This is a genomic window from Tahibacter soli, assembly GCF_025717065.2.
GTDB classification, from domain to species: Bacteria; Pseudomonadota; Gammaproteobacteria; order Xanthomonadales; family Rhodanobacteraceae; genus Tahibacter; species Tahibacter soli.
In genome coordinates this window covers 104381-121212 of record NZ_JAOVZO020000020.1, presented here as the reverse complement: position 1 = coordinate 121212, position 16832 = coordinate 104381, and the positions used below count along the sequence as shown (strand labels likewise).

Below are 16832 nucleotides of genomic sequence, written 5' to 3'. Positions count from 1 at the left end.
ACAGACCATTTAGTCCACGCGCAGGCGCAGCTCTCCGTCGTGCAGTTTCGCGCGCAGGCTCGCGCCGCTCGCCGCGTCGCCGCTCGCGCGCAGCACGCGTCCATTCTCGTCGAACAGGATCGCGTAGCCGCGCGACAGCGTCGCGAGCGGGCTGACCGCGTGCAGCGTGCGGCCGAGTTCCGCGACGAGCGCGCGCTGGCGGCCGAGCCGGTCGGTCAGCGCGCGCCGCAGGCGCGCGTGGCGTTCGTCGATGAGTTGCCGCGCGCGTTCGATCTGCCGCGCCGGGTGGCGCCGTTCGAGCCGTGCGGCGAGGTCGCCGACGCGGCGTTCGGCGCGGTGATGGCGTTCGGCGGCGGCGTGGCGCAGGCGCTGGTGCAGGGTCGCCAGGCGGCTCGCGCCGAGCGCCAGCCGCGCCTGCGGCCGGTGTGCGTCGAGGCGCGCATAGGCGCGGTCGAGCCGCTGCGCGCGCGCCTGCAGCCCGCGGCGCATCAGGAGTTCGAGCCGCGTCAGGCGATGGCGCAGGTCGCGTGCAAGGTCGTTCGCGTCGGGTACGAGCAGTTCGGCCGCGGCCGACGGCGTCGCCGCGCGCAGGTCGGCGACGAAATCGGCGATCGTGAAGTCGACCTCGTGCCCGATCGCCGAAACCACCGGCACCGCGCTCGCGCGGATCGCGCGCGCGACCGCTTCGTCGTTGAACGCCCACAGGTCTTCGATCGAGCCGCCGCCGCGCGTGACGAGCAGCACGTCGTGCACGGCGGCGCGCGACGCGGCGGCCAGCGCCGCGACGATCGCCGGCGGCGCTTCCTTGCCCTGCACCGGCACCGGAATCACGTCGACGGCGGCCAGCGGAAAACGGCGGCCGAGCACGGCCAGCACGTCGCGAATCGCGGCGCCGGACGCCGACGTGACGACGCCGATGCGTCGCGGCAGGCGCGGCAGCGCGCGCTTGGACGCCGGGTCGAACAGCCCTTCGGCGGCGAGCTGCGCCTTGAGCCGCTCGAACTCGCGCTTGAGCGCGCCTTCGCCGGCTTCCTCCATGTGGTCGACGAGGATCTGAAACTCGCCGCGCGCCTCGTACAGGCTCACGCGCGCCCGCACGAGCACGTGCATGCCGTCGACGGGCTTGAAGCGCAGCCAGGTGCTTTTCGGCTTGAACATCGCGCAGCGCACCTGCGCGCCGGCGTCCTTCAGGCTGAAGTACAGGTGCCCCGAAGCGGGGCGCGAAAAATTGGAAATTTCGCCTTCGATCCAGATCAGCGGAAACGCGCCTTCGATGAGGTCGCGCGTCTGCCGCACGAGCTGCGAAGGCGAGAATATCTCGCGTTCGACGGACGGATTGGCCGGTAGGTCGGACATCGCTATCGCTTTCGGACCGGCTCGCCGGTCGGGCCGGCAGTGTAGCCGAGTACGGTGAACGGCGGCCGTCGCGCACGGCTGGGTCCGGCGATTCGTAAAGAAACGCGACGCCGAATACTGAACGGTACGGTTGAGTTATAGTTCGGTTCGCCGCGCGGGGTTCAGGGCGCCGCGGGCCGACGAGTGACACCGACATGCTAGAGACCGATACGCCGGAAGGCGCCGTGAGCGCGCCCGAACGGCAGCGCGGGCCGTCCGGCGACCGCGCGTTGCGTCAGAAACTCGATGCCTTCGTCGCGCAATGGCGCGAAGGGCTTTCCGGATCGTGGGACGGCGCGCGCGCCTCGCTCCTGCACGAAGAACTCGAACGGTTGACCGGCGAAGCCGATTCGCTCGGCATGGGCGACGTCGCCGAAACCGCGCTCGAGCTGACCGTGTTCCTTTGTTCATTCGTGGAATCGGGCGTCATCCCGAGCCCGACGCAGCGCCAGGCGCTGGCGGGGATGGTCGAGCGCCTCGGCGGCGCGCCGGTCGCCGAAGAAGCGCCGCGCGCGCCGAAAAAGGCCGTCGCGAAGAACGTGCGCGGCCTCGTGCACTATCTGCGCGCGCCGGGCCGCGAGATCGAAGCGCTCGCGCCGTATCTGGGGGCGCAGCGTTTTCTCGTACGGCCGTTCGACGATGCCGACGCGCTGCTCGCCGCATTCGCCGAAAATCTGCCCGACGTGCTGCTCGTCGACGACGCGTTCGTGCCGAAGCTGCACGAACTGTCGCAGAGCGCGGCGCGCGCGCGGCAGGCGCAGCGCGATCCGCCGCTGTGCCTCGTGCTGTCGGAAGCGGCCGATCCGGCGCGCGTGCTGTTCGCGCAGCGCGCCGGCGCCGACGCCGTCGTGTCCGTGCGCGATCCGGTGGCGATTCTCGCGCGCATCGACGAGGTGCTGGAACAGCGCCGGCATCTGGGCTATCGCGTGCTCGTCGTCGAGGACGATCCGAGCCAGGCGAAGTTCTGCGAATCGATCCTGCACCACCGCGGCATCACGACCGCGGTATGCGCGACCGCGACCGACGTCGTGCCGATGCTGCAGAGCTTTCATCCCGATCTCGTGCTGCTCGATTTCTACCTGCCGGACGGCAACGGCATCGAAGTGGCGCAGGCGATTCGCGCCGAGCCGGGTTTTTCGTTCCTGCCGGTCGTGTTTCTGTCCGGCGAGCAGGATCTCGACCGCCGCTTCGACGCGATCTCGATGGGCGGCGACGATTTTCTGACCAAGCCGGTCAAGCCGCGGCATCTCCTGATGACCGTCGAGAGCCGCGTGCGCCGTGCGCGCACGCTCGGCGCGAACGCCGGCGCCGCACGCGGCGAGCGGCGCGGCATCCTCGCGTCTCGCGAAACGTTCCTGCAGGAACTCGAACACGTCGCCGATGCCGCGCCCGAAGCGTGCGCGGCGATCGTCTACGTCGCGGTCGACGGCGTCGACGCGCTGCGCGACCGCGTCGGTTTCGTCGCGGCGGGCACGCTGTCGCAGCAGATCGCCGCGGCGCTGGCGGCCGAGCTGCCGTTCGCGCGACCGCTGTGCGCGTACGGCGACTACGGTTTTCTCGCGCTCGCGCAGCGTGCCGACGAACTCGCGTTGCGCGAGGCGCTGGAAGAGGCGCGCGAGCGGCTCGCCGCGCGCACCTGGCTGTCGGGCGACGATCCGCTCAAGCTCGGCTTCACGCTGGCGGCGCAGCGCATCGTCGGGCCGGCGGCGAAGGCCGAGGCGCTGATCCGGCGCGCGCGAGCGCAGGGCGTCGGCGTGCAGGCGGCGGGCGGCAACGCGTGCGCGTTCGATCTGCGCGACCCGAATGCCGCGAGCGAAGATCCGCGTGTGCGTCTCGTGCGCGCAGTGCTGCGCGGCGCGATCGACAAGACCACCAGCGTCGTCGACTACCAGCCGCTCGTGCCGCTATCCGGCAATCTGTCGGATCAATACGTCGCGCGCATGCGCCTGAAGCCGCCGCGCAGCTCGCAGGAAATCCTCATCGGCCCCGACGAGTACCTGCCGCTCGCGCGCGAGCAGGGCATCGCGACGCTGGCCGACCGCCGCGTGATCCGTCTCGCGCTGCGCGACGCGCACGAGGCGAACAAGGCCGACCTGCGCGTGTTCGTGCCGATCAGCGTCGACTCGATCATGGACGGCGCATTCGCGCCGTGGCTCGCGACCGAACTGCGCGCGAACGAGCTGTCGGCGAGCGTCGTCGCGCTCGACATCTCGGCGCGCGACCTGATCGAACACCTGCCGAGCGACGCGGCGATCGAAGCCGTGCAGCGCGTCGGCGCGCGGCTATGCCTCACGGTCGACGACGACTCCGACGGCGCGCAGCGCTGGCTGCAGCACGCCGCGTTCGGACTCGTGCGCTTCGACACGCCGACGGGCGGGGCGGGGTGGACGAGTGTCGCTGCGCGGCTGGCGACCGTGCGTTCGCTCGGCAAGATCGTCGTGGCGGGGGGTGTGACGCAGATGCAGGATATCGCCGACGTGCTCAAGCATGGCGTGCATTACGCGCATGGGGCGGCGTTGTGCGATTGGTTGCCGGGGTTCGGGTTTGATTTTGCGCATGCGGTGTTGTGACTTGGGTTGTTGTTTTTCGCTCGTCATCCCAGCGCAGGCTGGGGGTGGTCTCAACCGGTCATTGCAACGCCTGTGCGAGTTTAAAAGCAGGCGTTCTGAATGCCAGCGTCTCTCGTGGACGTTGGTTCAGTCGTCGCGAAATCGCGTCGAGTTGAGTCTGTGTAAAGAGCGATAAATCGGCCTTGCGCGGCAAGTATTGGCGCAATAGCCCATTGGTGTTTTCGTTGGATCCGCGTTGCCACGGACTGCGGGGATCGCAAAAGTATACCGCCATGTCGGTGGCGAGAGTGAAGCGGGCATGGGCGGTCATTTCCGCACCACGGTCCCAAGTCAGCGAACCTCTGAGGGTTGCCGGCAAGCGCTTCATGCGACGAGCAAGGGCACGCACCACGGTCTGCGTGTCCTTGCCGGCCAGCTTGACCAGCATCACAAAACGAGAGTGGCGCTCCACCAGGGTACCGACATAGCTGTTGTTCGCCCCGCAGATCAAATCGCCTTCCCAGTGTCCTGGTACTGCCCGATCTTCGATCTGTGCGGGACGCTCGCTGATCGAAACCGCATCGGGAATCTGTCCTCGACCTTGCGGCACACGCTCGGCGTTGCGTGAGCGGCGCAGTTGTCGCTGTGATCGCAGATGCGTCATCAACTCCTTTTTCAGCGCGCCCCGCGCCTGAATGAACAAGGATCGGTAGATCGTCTCGTGCGACACACGCTGCTCCGGCTCATGCGGATGCTCAAGCTTAAGCCATTGGGCAATCTGGTTCGGCGACCAATCCTGTCGCAGCTTTGAGGCAACCTGATGCCGTAGTCGATGTGAGCGCGCCAGACGGCACACCTTCGGACGACGAGCCCGCTGCCACGCTCGCTCGTCGGCCAGCACCGCGCGATAACCCTGGCGTCCGCCGTGACGACCCACTTCGCGACTGATCGTGCTCGTTGGCCGGCCCAACTCGCACGCGATCTGTCGGAATGAGTCACCGGCAACAAGCCCTCGCGAAATGTGTTCGCGATCATGCAATGTCAGCGTACGGGCCGAGCGGCGCGACGCCATCGGCGCCACGCCACCGCGTGCTTTGACCAGATCCGTCACCGACGAGGCGTTGCGCGACAGTCCTCGGGCAATCTGCCGCAACGACTCACCGGCGCGAAATCGGCGCCAAACCTCCTGTCGCTCCGCTTGACTCAAGGTGCGTGACCGCGACCTCTCCATGCCTTCTCTCCGATCGAAACAACATGCCTATGTTGCATCGACCGGTTGAGACCACCGGGATCCAGCTTTTGATTGCGCTTTTGATTGCCGCTTTGTAGTTTCCGCCCGGCTTTAAACAAAGCGTTTCGCTCGCTGCCGCGAGCGAGCAGAGAGGGATTGCTTGTCCAATCCCTCTCTGCACTCTCCAAGGACACCCCGACGGCCGCGGTTTGCGGGCATCCATGCCCGCAAACTTCGCGAGCTTGCTCCGGGGTTCGTTGATGGGCCATCCATGGCCCGTCAACGAACTGCGCACATCCCTGCGCCCACCCGCTGCGCGGGCTGATCCTCCGCAATCTCGCCGCGACCGACGGGGCCCCGGGTAGAGCGGGCGGCTTCCTGCCGCCAGAAGCAACGGCAACGGCGACGGTGACGGTGACGGTGACGGTGACGGCCGAAGCGCGGCGCTTCTACAGAGCCGTCATACCGGCGAAGGCCGGTATCCAGCTTTTTGCGCAAAGTAAACACGTAGACGCCGGGTTGCGCCGCGCAAAGCCCTCTCCCCAAGCTCCGCTTGGGGGAGAGGGTTGGGTGAGGGGGCGACGCTTCGGTCTTCGTTGTCGTTTCGTCCGGCGAGAAGCCAAAGCTCGCAGCTTCGAACGCAATACAAAGCTCGCTGCGGTCGTCTCAGCCTAGCACCGTGCTCAGGCCGTCAAGGACTGCGCAAGTTCGATAGAACCGAATCCTTGACGGCCTTCCGCGCGGTGCTCTCTGAAAGGTCGCCCGCAGCGACCAATCGCTCAAGGGCCAAAGCGCGAACGGCGCGGTTGCACCCACGCCGTTCGCTAACCACAACCCACTGCATACAGGTGGATCATGGCCAAGCCAAAGCATAAATCTTCCGCATCCTCCACAAAGCGCATCCGCATCGGTACGTCACGTTATTCCACCAACGGCGGTTTCACCGAACGCCTTGTCCCGTACATCCGCTTGCGCGGCGACTGGCTGTCGAACGCCGGCTTCGAATCGAACGATCTCGTCGTCATCCTCATCACCCGCGGCCGCCTCGTCATGACCCGCGCCTGACGCCACTACCGCGGAAGCCTCGCGCGTCGAGGCTTCCGCTCTTTCGAATGCAATCCGCGCCTGCCGTCTTCGAGATGTTCTCCGATCTGGTCAGGCGCGGGCTGCTTTCAGAATATTCCGACCCGCAGCTTTCAACGCTTCAAAGTCGACTTCGCGTGCCGGGCCGCTGCTAATCCCTTCTTCCCAGGCCGCGCGAAACGCTTCTGCCTCTCCAAGATCGCCGGTCAGTTCTTCGTCGATGTGCTCGCTCGCGGCAGCGCGAACGAACTTCCCGCAAGTTGTAAATCCGCCGCGTCCTACAACCTTCTTCATCGCATCCGCCTGCCTCTCAGTAGATCGGTCGATGCCTTGAGAGTCATCGATTCCGCTCCTTGGTTGTCCCAACGTCCACATTTCGCACCGTTGCTTCAAGGAAGAGCGAATTGGGCGTGATCTCGCAATGATTATCGCCCCGACACTTACAGCAACGCCATCCGATACGGCGCATACCGGTAATACTTCGGCCGCGTATCGAGCCGGACATGTAGCCAAGACACGCCGAGTCCCGCCGTGCTGAGCCAGATCGGTTCGCGCCCGACAGCGCGGCGCGCGCTGATGCCGACCTGTCGCCACAGCGCGCGTCTTTGCGCCGTGTCGGCGTTGCGCATGAACCGGCCCAGATGCGCGAAGTCGCGCCCGTTGCGCGGACACGGCGCGATCAGCGTCGCGTCCTTGCCGAGGCTCGCGAATACGACGACCTCCCGGTCGGCGCGAAAGTATTCGGCGAACGGCGCGGGGTCCGGTTCGGCGCGTTCCAGCAGCGGGCTTTCGACGAGCACGCATTCGAACGGCCGGCTCATCGTCGTCGCTTGGAACGGCGGGCATTCCCAGCAATAAGCTTGCATCGGGCAGGCGATCAACGCTTCGCTCCAGGCGTCGACGAAACCGGCATCGCCTTCGAGCAGGCCGAGGACCTGGTCGAACGAGGCGCGCGCATCGTCCGCGCCTGCGACGATCCATCGTGTCACGCCGGAACCCGATGTTTCCTTGTCTATTCGCCACAAGGGTTTCATGCAGTGGCCTCAAGCGGCTGCAGCCGATCGGTGAGCCGATGCGGCTGCACGACGTGTTCTTCTTTCCATGCCTCAAGCGGCGTGCGCATACATCGATTCATGTTAGCCGCTCGCGCTACGGACGCCACGCGTCCGGCACGGGCACCGACCTGAGGCGTTCGATCGAACACGGACCGCGACCGCCGTCGGGGCACGTCGTGTCGGAGCCCGTCCTGGCGGGCGGCAGTATCGTCGGCGTGTAGTAGATGGTTCTGCCGTTCGGTCTCCACGTATGCGAGACCACGATCGAGCCGTTGGCCGACGACAGCTGCGCGCCGGTCAGTATCACGTTGCCGAGCAACGCGGCGCTGAAGTCGGCGCCGGCGAGGCATGCGACCGAGAACGTCGTTCGCGTCGCGCCTGCGGGAGATGCGTTGACGTTGCGAAAATCGGCCGACACGAGGCAGGCGCGCGCGAAGTTCACGCCCGCGAGCGCGTTGCCTACGATGTTGCGGAAATCCACCTGTACGAGCATCGCCGACGAGAAGTTGGTATTCAGCAGCAATGCGTGATCGAACGTCGCGCCGTACAGCCACGCTTCGGCGAATACGGACGACGGCAGTTTTGCATTATTGAAATTCGCGTCTTCCAGGTTCGCGCCGGTGAAGTCGGCGCCCTCGAGCATGGCGTCGTCGAACGACGTCTCGACCAGTACGCAGCCGCCGAAGCGGGCTTCCTGCATTTTCGCGCGCGTGAAATCGGCACCCTTCAGGTTGCGCCCGGCGAACACGATCTTCGGCAGGATCGCCTCCTCGGCCCTCAACCGCGCGCTTTCGATCGACGCATCGATGTCGATCGCCGCGTCGGTGGCGTCGATGAACGACCAGTCGTTGCCGAGAAACCGGGACGTCAGCTTCGCGCGCACGAAGCGCGTGCGGCGCTCGACGGTTCGTCCGAACCGCGGCGGTCGCGCCGGCATCTTGCACACGGTCAGGTCGGCGCCCGTGAAGTCCGCCGCCATCAGGTCGGCGTTGTCGAAGTCGACGCCGGTGAGGTCGGCCGCGCCGGGGCCTTGCGGCTTCGCCGCGAAGCGCGCCGCGCCGAGCAGCGCGTCCTTGAACGACGCGCCGGCCAATGTCGCGCCGGCGAATTCCGGCTGGCCCAGTCGCGCGCGTTCGAAGGTCGCATTGGTCAGCGTCGCGCCGGCAAAGCTCAGCGCAACGCCGAGCGCGCCGTCGAACGCCGCGCCGGCGGCGTTTGCGCGGTCGAAGATGGCCTCGTCGAGCTGCGCGCCGCGCAGCGAGGCGCGTTCGAGTGTCGCTTCGGTGAGGTTCGTCTGCAGCAGCGCCGCGCCGTCGAGCAGCGTGCCGGTGAGGTCGAACGCGCGCAGGTTCGCCTTTTCGAGCATCGCGTGGCGCAGGTCCAGGCCCGTGAGCTGCCGCGGGCCGAACGTGCAGTGCTGGATCGCCGCGAAGTGGAACCGCGTTCGCCGCACGATCGCGAGCCTGAAGTCGACGGCGCCGAATACGACGCCCGAGAGGTCGGCATCGGTCAGGTCGACGGCGAAGCCGCGGAACGGCGAGAAGTCCGCCGAATCGCAGCGCCGCGTCCGCTGCATTTGCGTGACGCCCGGCGTGATGACCTGCAACACCTCCATGCCGGTTTCGCGGTTGTCCAGCAGCGAGCCGACCTGCGCCGACGGATCGCCGAGCAGGCCGTGCACCAGCGCGTAGAGATAGAAGTCGCCGCCCGGCACGGCGACGGTATTGCCCGGCGAAATGACGTGCGTCGTGTGGTGGTCGTGCACGTACACGAGGTGTTTTTCGAGGTCGTACTCGATCATGAACACAACCTGCGTGCCGGCGCCGTACTTGCCCTCGAAACGCCTCATGCGCCGTCTCCGTCGCCGCTCGGCGGCGGTGTCGGCGCGACCCACAGGCTTACCGACGGCTCGATGCGTTCGTCGGCGCCGGCGAACGTTTCCCAGTTCAGGGTATACAGGCCGCGCTCCAGGTCGACGGCGATCTTGTCCGCCACCACGCGCGGCGTGCTGACGAGAAACGTGCCGTCGGGCTCGTAGATGTCGACGCGATAGTGATCCGGACGGTTGCCCGCGCCGGTGCGCGCGAGCACGAACAGGTAACCGCGCGCTTCCACCGACAGGTCGACGTACGTCGTCGCCGACGCGCCGTCGTCGCGCAGCGCGAGTACCGGCGATTTTTCGGCCGAGCCTTCCTGCCGGAAGTAGGGCACGGGATTGCCCGACAGGTCGAAACTCTGGACGCGGCGGTTGCTGTCTTCGAGCACGAGCAGGCGTCCGTCGAGCGCGACGGCGATCGCGCGCGGCTGCGACATCAGGCCGATGCGGGGACTACCGTCGAGCGCCGCGTCGTCGTCGGTGTTGCCGCTGTCGCCGCTGTACAGGCTCGCCATGCGCGCCGCCGTGTCGTCGCCCGGCTGCGTGGGAAGCGCCAGCACGTACAGCTTCGACTGCGCCGTGCTGACCGCCGCGACATAGCCTTGCGGGTGCACGATGAAGCTGTCGATCTGCGCCGGAAACCGTCCCCAGCTCTGGTTCGACCCCGGTTCGAAGCGCGGCGTGCCGGTCAGCGACAGCGCGATGCGGCGCAGATGCACGCCGCCGGCGAGGTTGGTGTCGGGGTCGAATTCGCCGCGCGACGGATCGAGCCAGAAGTTGGCGCCGCTGCCGTCGTCGGCCGAGCCGACGTCGTAGGCGACGCCGCACTGCCGAGCGAAGCCGACCGGCACCAGCGCGCGCCGCGCATCGACGTCGGCCAGCATCGAGACGGTGCGTATCGCGTACATCGGCTCGTTCGTCGGCGCGCCGGGCCGGTCGCGCGGCAGGTTCAGGCCGCTCGCCCGCCAGGCGTATGCCAGCATTCCCGGCGAGTCCGCCACGGTGATGCCGACGAGCCCCAGCAGCGCGGCGTCATTGCCGATCGTCGCCGTGGGTGCGGGTCTATCTTTCCACAAATAATTTCCGCCTTCGAACGACAGCGCGCGGCGATGGCGATAGACCGAATCGCGCGACAGCGGTATCAGCGCGTTCCTGACGAAGACGTCGATCTCCAGCACGCTGCTGCCGCCGCGGCCTTGCGCATCCATCCAGGCGCTGGCGCCCATCGCGGCCTGCCAGCCGTTTTCGGCATAGAAGAAAACGAACACCCTCACCCGGCCGCCGGCGGCGATGTCGTTGAAACGCACGGGGATCGGACTGGGCACCGGTGTCGACGGCAAGCGCGTTTCCGACAGCGGCAGCGAGTTGCCCGCGTCGTACAGCACCTGCACGCGCAGCACGTCGGCGATGTCGGGGAAGCGGTTGGACTCGGGCCGGATGTTCACGTGCAGGTCGAACGTGCGCGTCAGCCGCGTCGCGTAGTAGAACGGCGACTGCACCACCGCGGCGATCGTCTGGCCGAGCACCGCGAGATTCACGGCCTTGTCGAACACCGCGAACGCGAAGTTGATGAACGGAATCGCGCGCCGGGCGAAACCTTCGCCGGCCTTGCGCACGAGGTAGGTGGCCAGCTTCTGCGCGCCCTTGCGCACGAGAATCGGCCCGATCGCCAGCGCGACCGTTCGCGCCGCGCGGCCGGGATCCTGCGACAGTCCGACGTAGCCGCCGCCGCTGCCGATCAGCGCCGCGCCGGCCGCGTAGACGCCGTAGCGCACTCTCGGATCGCGCATCAGGTTGTTGAGAAACCGGCTGTCCTGTTCCGACGAGCCGGCCATCAGCAGGATCACGGGAATGGCCAGGTTCATGACCGACGTGCAGGTGATGCCGGCCGCGCAGACGGTTTCGTCGAAGCGGCCGGTGCCCAGGCCGCCCCAGTACAACTGCACCGAGGCGGCTTCGGCGGGCACGGGAATATTGAGCGTGTCGGTCAGCGGCGGCAGCGGAACGCCGAACACCGTGCCGATCGGCGAGTGCATGCCGAGGTAGCGCTTCGTCGGATGGCGGTCGAACATCGCGCGGACGTCGATGAACGGAATTCTCGACGTCCAGCCCTGCGGCACGATCGGCCGGTCGTTCGCGTCGTAGAACTCGACGTACGCGCCGAGGTAGCGCAGCCATTCGTTGACGACGCGCACGCGCAGGTTGCCGTACCTGCCGCGCGTCGACGGCTGCGCGGTGAAGACGATGCGCTCGCCGCCGCCGGCTTCGCGCACGCCGATGCTGACGCTTGCCAGCGCATCGTCCGACGTCGACGTGGTCAGCGCCAGATCGACGGTCAGGTCTTCGCGCAGCGCATCGAGCGTCAGCGACACGGTGGCGTAGTCGGCGCCGGAACGGTCGCTTTCGTGCCGCGCGTGGAACTGCGCGGGATGCTCGTCGCGCAGCGCCTGCGCCGGGAACGTACCGACCCAGGCACCGGCAACGCCGACGGCGTCCACGCGCGCGAACACCTGTCCCGCGGCGAGCGCGGCGATGACGTCGGCGGTCAGCGGCGGCGTGTCGTCGACCGACCACGCTTCGTGTATCGACCAGCCGCCGTCGCGCGGCGGTTCGAAGACGACGTCGCGGTGGGTGCGCAGGCCGTTCATGCGCGACAGCGCCTGGAGCGTCCAGCGCGTGCCGCCGCGCGGCGCCGGGTCGCGCATCGCGGCGCCCACGGCGTCGTGCTCGTCGGTCGTCGAACCGTAGTGCACGCGCCAGGTCTGGTCCTGAAGTTCCGCGAGCTGGTTGGCGTACCGCAGCGCGGCCGTCAGCGGCGCCTCGATGGTGCGCTCCACGCGGTCGTGCAGTTCGACGGTGAACACGGGGCCTTCGTCGTCGACAACAGGCTTGCCGTCGTCGAGCAGCGGCACGCGCCGCGACCAGCGGCCGGGCAGGTCTTCGATCGCATCGACGAGCCGCGAGCGCCAGCGCAGCCCGCGCGCGACGCAGTCGTCCAGGATCGTTGCGGGCGCGCCGCTCCCGGCGCCGACATTGATCAGGCCCGGATGCTGCATCAGCAGCGTCGACGCCGTGTCGAACGGCGTGACGAGATCGGCGAGGAAATCGACCTCGAACTCGCCCGCGCGCAGTTGCGCCAGCGCCTGCGCGATGCTTTCCGCGTCGCCGTGGCGAAACAGCCACGCAAGCTTCGGATGCGGCTTGCCGGCCGCGGCACGCCGCAACGCGTAGCCGCGCGTCGCGCTCTTGCGCCGGCTTTCGCGTGGCACGTGCACCGCGAGCGACAGGAAGTTCTCGGTGCGCGTGCCGTCGATGAAGATCGGCTGCGCGAGATATGTCAGCTGTACCTCGTCGGCCGGCAGGTCGATCTCGACGTAGTGGCTGAACTGCGCATCGGGCAGGCGCTGCAGCAGCGGATTGCCGATGCGCGCGTCGGCGAGCGTCGCGGGCGTGTGCGCATGCACGCGATGCGGCGTGAAGCCGGCGTAGAACGTCAGTTCGCTGTCGCCCGCGAATTCGGGCGACGTCTGGAAATGCAGAAGATGGCGTTCGGTCGCAGCGTGTGCGTTGTCCATGATCGATGCCCCGTGCGAGAAGGCGAGCGGACGCTCGGGCGTTCGCTGCGATCGATCCGACAATGCCGGCGGCGAACGCGCCCGGCGCAATCGAAGCGGCAACGCAGCGACGACGCCTTGCACGTGCCCCCTGTCGGCAGATGCGATTGACGCGACCGTTCACCCGCGCGAGCGGTCTGCGCGCGGCTATCTAATGCGCTTCGCATAAAATTGTAAAGACGTCGCAAAAGGAAACTATGACGTCGCGCGAAAGTGATAGTTCGCCGCGGCGATTGCCGCTTGTTTTCCCGATTGGCGATTCGCGTATCAGATCAGACAGGCAGCAACTCCGTCTGGAGGTTTACGCCAGGAATGCGGGCGATCGCGACGAAGCGATCGCGCGGCAGCTGCGGTCCTCAAGGGAGTTGTTCACCGCAGGACGGGCGTCGCGCGTGATGGGATTCGGATTGCGATCGAACGACGCGAGGGTGCGCCCGATGCGCTGACGAGTGCATGAGGCGGCAGTGGGCGTATTGGAAGATGCCGGATACCTGCGTAGTTCGTTCGCTGCCGGCTGCGTCGCGTGCCTACAAATGCAAATCTGCGCAATCGAGAACGAGCTTGCCGACGGTCAGGCCCGATTCGATCGCGCGCTGCGCGTCGGCCGCGTGCGCGAGCGGGTAGACGGTCACCGGCGGCGCGACGAGTTCGCCCGCGGCGAAACGCGACAGCAGCCAGCGCATGCCTTCGGTCAGGCGTTCGGTGTGCGTCGAGAGAAAGCTCAGGTTCGCCGCGACGACGCTGCGGTTTTCCTGCGTCATCTTCATCGGATTGAAGCGCGGCGTGCACAGCCAGTCCCACGCCAGTCGCAACCGGTTGACGCGCCCGTCGCGCGGCAGCATCGACGCGAAGCCGTACACCGCGAGCTTGCCGGCCGGCGCCAGATGCGCATAGCTCGCCGCGAGCGTGGCGACGCCGTTCGCGTCGAAGATCGCCTGGTAGCCTTTCGGCGCGAGCGCTTCGGCACGCGTCCACAACGACTCGCGCGATTTGTCGATGACGTCGCTGCAGCCGGCGCCGATCGCCGCGTCGCGCTTGTGCGTCGCACCGATCACGCCGACGACGCGGCAGCCGGCGAGGTGGCCGAGCTGCGCGAGCGCGCCGCCGACGCCGCCGGCCGCCGAATGCACGAGCCACACGTCGCGTTCGCGCGGATGCACGAGTTCGTGCACGAGAAACCACGCGGTGAGGAACACCGCGGGCAGCGCCGCGGCGTGCGCGAAATCCATGCCTTCGGGCAGCGCGAACACGCGATCGGCCGGTACGCACACGCGGTCGGCATAGCCGCCGAACAGCGTCAGCGCAATCACGGCATCGCCGAGCGCGAGGTCGCGCACGGAATGACCGACGCCGGCGATCGTGCCGGCGACTTCGAAACCCGGCGTGATCGGATAGCCGTGCAGCGCCTTCGCCGACGCGTACAGGCCCATGCGCACGATGCCGTCGGCGTAGTTGACGCCGGCGGCGCGCACGGCGATCACGACTTCGTTCGGACCGGGTATCGGATCGGGTTCGTCGACGAGTTGCAGCGCGTCGTAGCCGCCCGGTCGCGCGATCACGATGCGTCTCATGCGGGCGGCTCCGTGGTTTCCGGCGGCGTTTGCGCCGGTTTGCGCGGATGCGCGCGGCACACGCGCAGGTAGCGTGCGAACAGGCTGAAGCCGAGTGCGAACAGGCCGGCGGCGAGCGGCCACGCGAGCAATCGGGGCCACTGCACGGCGACGACGCCGAGCGCGAGCAGGAGCACCGTCGCCCACGGGAGCGCACCGGCTTCGGCGCGGCCGAGCACGCGCTGGTTGCCGAGCGCTGCGCCCACGCTGTGGGCGAGGCGCAGCGCGCCGGCCGCGGCGCGGCTCGATCCGCCGCTGCCGCTCTTCGGTACGCGTCTCTTCGCGCCTTTCTTGACCTTCTGTTTCGTCAGTACGATTTCGGTCGCGTTTTCCAGGTCGTGCACGAATTGCGCTTCGAGCGCCTGCGCGAACGCGTGATCTTCGATCGCCAGGTCGATTTCGCAATTGCCGATCCAGCTCGCGATATTGAGATTGCTCGAACCGACGCGCGCCCAGCGCGAGTCGGCGACCGCGGTCTTCGAATGCAGCATCGAGCCGTTCCATTCGAACACGCGCACGCCGGCTTCGAGCAGCGGCCGGTAGCCGGCGCGCGACATGCGCGCGACGGCCGGGATGTCGCTCGCGCCGGGTACGAGCAGCCGCACGTCGACGCGGTCGAGCGCCGCGGCGCGCAGCGCCTGCACGTACGGCGGCAGGCCGACGAAGTAGGCGTCGGTGAGCCACAGGCGACGCCGCGCCATCGCGGCGATGAGCTGGTCGAGGCGAAACAGGCCCGCGGTGCTCGGCGCGGTCGCGATCACGCGCACGTCCGTGTCGCCCGCAGGTTCGGACGGCGAGGGCAGTAGCGCGGCGGGCAGCGGCTCGCCGAGCTGGCTCCACACGTCGGCAAAAGCGGCGGCGAGTTCGGCGACGGCCGGGCCGCGCAGCGACACGCCGGTGTCGCGCCACGGCGGCACGCCTTTCTCCGGTTCGCCGAGCCATTTCGCCGAGAGGCACACGCCGCTGACGAACGCGATGTCGCCGTCGACGACGACGAGTTTGCGGTGGTCGCGGTTGATCCAGCCGAGCGGACTGTCGAAGCGCGCCGGGTTGTACGAACGCACTTCGCCGCCGGCATCGAGCAGCGGCTGCCAGAAGCCGCCGCCGTCGAGACCGAAGCAGCCGAGCCAGTCGCGAACCACGCAGACCGTGACGCCGGCTTTCGCGCGTTCGGCGAGCAGATCGCGAAAGCGCCGGCCGACCGGGTCGTTGCGGATGATGTAGTTTTCGAGGAACACCGAGCCGCCCGCGCCGGCGATCGCATCGGCCCACGCGTCGAAGTGCGCGGCCCCGTCGATCAGGAGCTCGACGCGGTTGCCGCCGATCAGCGGCGCGCCGGCGGCACGGCTGAACGCCTGCTCGGCGAGACGTCGTACGGGTGTCGTCGGCGGCGCGACTGCGGGCGTTTGCGTCATGCCATCGAGTGTAGCGAGTTCACGCGCAGACGGCGCGACAGTGCGCGACGAAGCGTTCGAGTCCGGCCGACAGCCGCTTGCGCTCGTGGTGTACGAGCGCATATCGGCGCATCAGGCGCGGCAGTGTCGTGGCGAGCACGACGAGCCGTTTCGCCGCGACGAGATCGTCGACGACCGAACGCGACAGGCAGGCGATGCCCATGCCGCGCGCGACGGCGTTCTTGATCGCTTCGGAGCTGCCGAGCGTCAGATCGGGCTTGAGCGCGTGGAGGTGCGGCAGCAGCGCGTGCTCGACCGCTTCGCGCGTGCCCGAGCCCGGTTCGCGCAGCAGCCACGGCGCGTCGCGCAGCGCGCGCACGCCGAGCCTGCCTTGCTGCGCGGCGCGCGCGAGCTCGTGCCGCGGCGACGCGACGATCACCAGTTCGTCGTCGATCCACGGCAGCACGCGCAGCTCCGGCGCGTGGCACGGGCCTTCGATCAGGCCGAGGTCGACGGCGAACGCCGACACGAGCGTGACGACGTCGAGCGTGTTGCCGATCTGCACGTCGAAGCGCGCGTGCGGCGCGGTCGCGCGAAAGTCGGCGAGCAATGCCGGCAGCACGTAGTTGCCGATCGTCGTGCTCGCGGCCAGGCGCAGGTCGAGGCGGTCGGACGCGCCGTCGGCGAAGCGCTCCTCGATCGCGCGCGCGCTTTCGAGCGCCGCGCGCGCCATCGGCAGCAGCGCGCGTCCGTTGTCGTTGAGCGCCAGACGCTTGCCGATGCGGTCGAACACGCGCGCCCCGAGCAGATGTTCGAGTTCGGCGAGCGCCGCGCTCGCGGCCGACTGCGACAACGCCGCGGCGCGCGCGCCGGCGGTCGTACTGCCGCCGTGCGCGACGGCTTCGAAGATCTGCAGCTGGCGCAGGGTCAGGCGCATGGGCGAGCCTTACTGGAAATATCGATAGGTTATACCGAAACAATCCGTTTTACAGGTAAGCGTCCGGCGCGCAGCATGCGCGCCTTCG

Annotated in this window: 11 protein-coding genes; 2 read left to right on the top strand and 9 right to left on the bottom strand. The window is 68.1% G+C overall.

Annotation, left to right across the window (positions count from 1 at the left end; genetic code table 11):
* Nucleotides 1-9: 9 nt before the first annotated feature.
* On the bottom strand, nucleotides 10-1356 hold the full coding sequence (xseA, locus tag OD750_RS21490; protein WP_263544148.1) for an exodeoxyribonuclease VII large subunit: 1347 nt from the start codon (nucleotides 1354-1356) through the stop codon (nucleotides 10-12).
* A 194-nt stretch (nucleotides 1357-1550) separates the two neighbouring features.
* On the opposite strand from xseA, the gene OD750_RS21485 reads away from it, so the two are divergent.
* Nucleotides 1551-3965, top strand: coding sequence for a response regulator (locus OD750_RS21485; protein ID WP_263544147.1), 2415 nt, complete (start codon nucleotides 1551-1553; stop codon nucleotides 3963-3965).
* Between the two features lie 58 nt (nucleotides 3966-4023).
* Here OD750_RS21485 and OD750_RS21480 read toward each other — a convergent pair whose 3' ends face one another.
* Entirely contained in the window at nucleotides 4024-5175 is a 1152-nt protein-coding gene (locus OD750_RS21480) for an IS30 family transposase (protein WP_263540908.1), read from the bottom strand.
* An 855-nt stretch (nucleotides 5176-6030) separates the two neighbouring features.
* Here OD750_RS21480 and OD750_RS21475 point away from each other — a divergent pair.
* Nucleotides 6031-6240 (top strand): type I toxin-antitoxin system SymE family toxin, encoded by a 210-nt coding sequence (locus OD750_RS21475; RefSeq protein ID WP_263544146.1) that lies wholly within the window; start codon nucleotides 6031-6033, stop codon nucleotides 6238-6240.
* A gap of 90 nt (nucleotides 6241-6330) precedes the next feature.
* Here OD750_RS21475 and OD750_RS21470 read toward each other — a convergent pair whose 3' ends face one another.
* From OD750_RS21470 to OD750_RS21440, 7 genes are all read right to left on the bottom strand, one after another.
* Complete coding sequence (locus OD750_RS21470) at nucleotides 6331-6552, bottom strand: hypothetical protein (protein ID WP_263544145.1); 222 nt, start codon at nucleotides 6550-6552, stop codon at nucleotides 6331-6333.
* A gap of 146 nt (nucleotides 6553-6698) precedes the next feature.
* Nucleotides 6699-7247, bottom strand: a complete 549-nt coding sequence (locus OD750_RS21465; RefSeq protein ID WP_263544144.1) for a DUF6940 family protein — start codon at nucleotides 7245-7247, stop codon at nucleotides 6699-6701.
* A 160-nt stretch (nucleotides 7248-7407) separates the two neighbouring features.
* On the bottom strand, nucleotides 7408-9162 hold the full coding sequence (locus OD750_RS21460; protein ID WP_263544143.1) for a pentapeptide repeat-containing protein: 1755 nt from the start codon (nucleotides 9160-9162) through the stop codon (nucleotides 7408-7410).
* Nucleotides 9159-12764, bottom strand: coding sequence for an NHL repeat-containing protein (locus tag OD750_RS21455; RefSeq protein WP_263544142.1), 3606 nt, complete (start codon nucleotides 12762-12764; stop codon nucleotides 9159-9161). The genes OD750_RS21460 and OD750_RS21455 overlap by 4 nt, the downstream gene beginning before the upstream one ends.
* A gap of 566 nt (nucleotides 12765-13330) precedes the next feature.
* Nucleotides 13331-14374 carry a zinc-binding dehydrogenase gene (locus tag OD750_RS21450; protein ID WP_263544141.1) on the bottom strand — a complete coding sequence of 348 codons (1044 nt, stop codon included), beginning with the start codon at nucleotides 14372-14374 and terminating at the stop codon, nucleotides 13331-13333.
* Nucleotides 14371-15828 carry a phospholipase D-like domain-containing protein gene (locus tag OD750_RS21445; RefSeq protein WP_263544140.1) on the bottom strand — a complete coding sequence of 486 codons (1458 nt, stop codon included), beginning with the start codon at nucleotides 15826-15828 and terminating at the stop codon, nucleotides 14371-14373. The genes OD750_RS21450 and OD750_RS21445 overlap by 4 nt, the downstream gene beginning before the upstream one ends.
* A gap of 19 nt (nucleotides 15829-15847) precedes the next feature.
* Nucleotides 15848-16744: a LysR family transcriptional regulator gene (locus OD750_RS21440; protein WP_263544139.1), complete on the bottom strand. Its 897-nt coding sequence runs from the start codon at nucleotides 16742-16744 to the stop codon at nucleotides 15848-15850.
* Nucleotides 16745-16832: the final 88 nt, after the last annotated feature.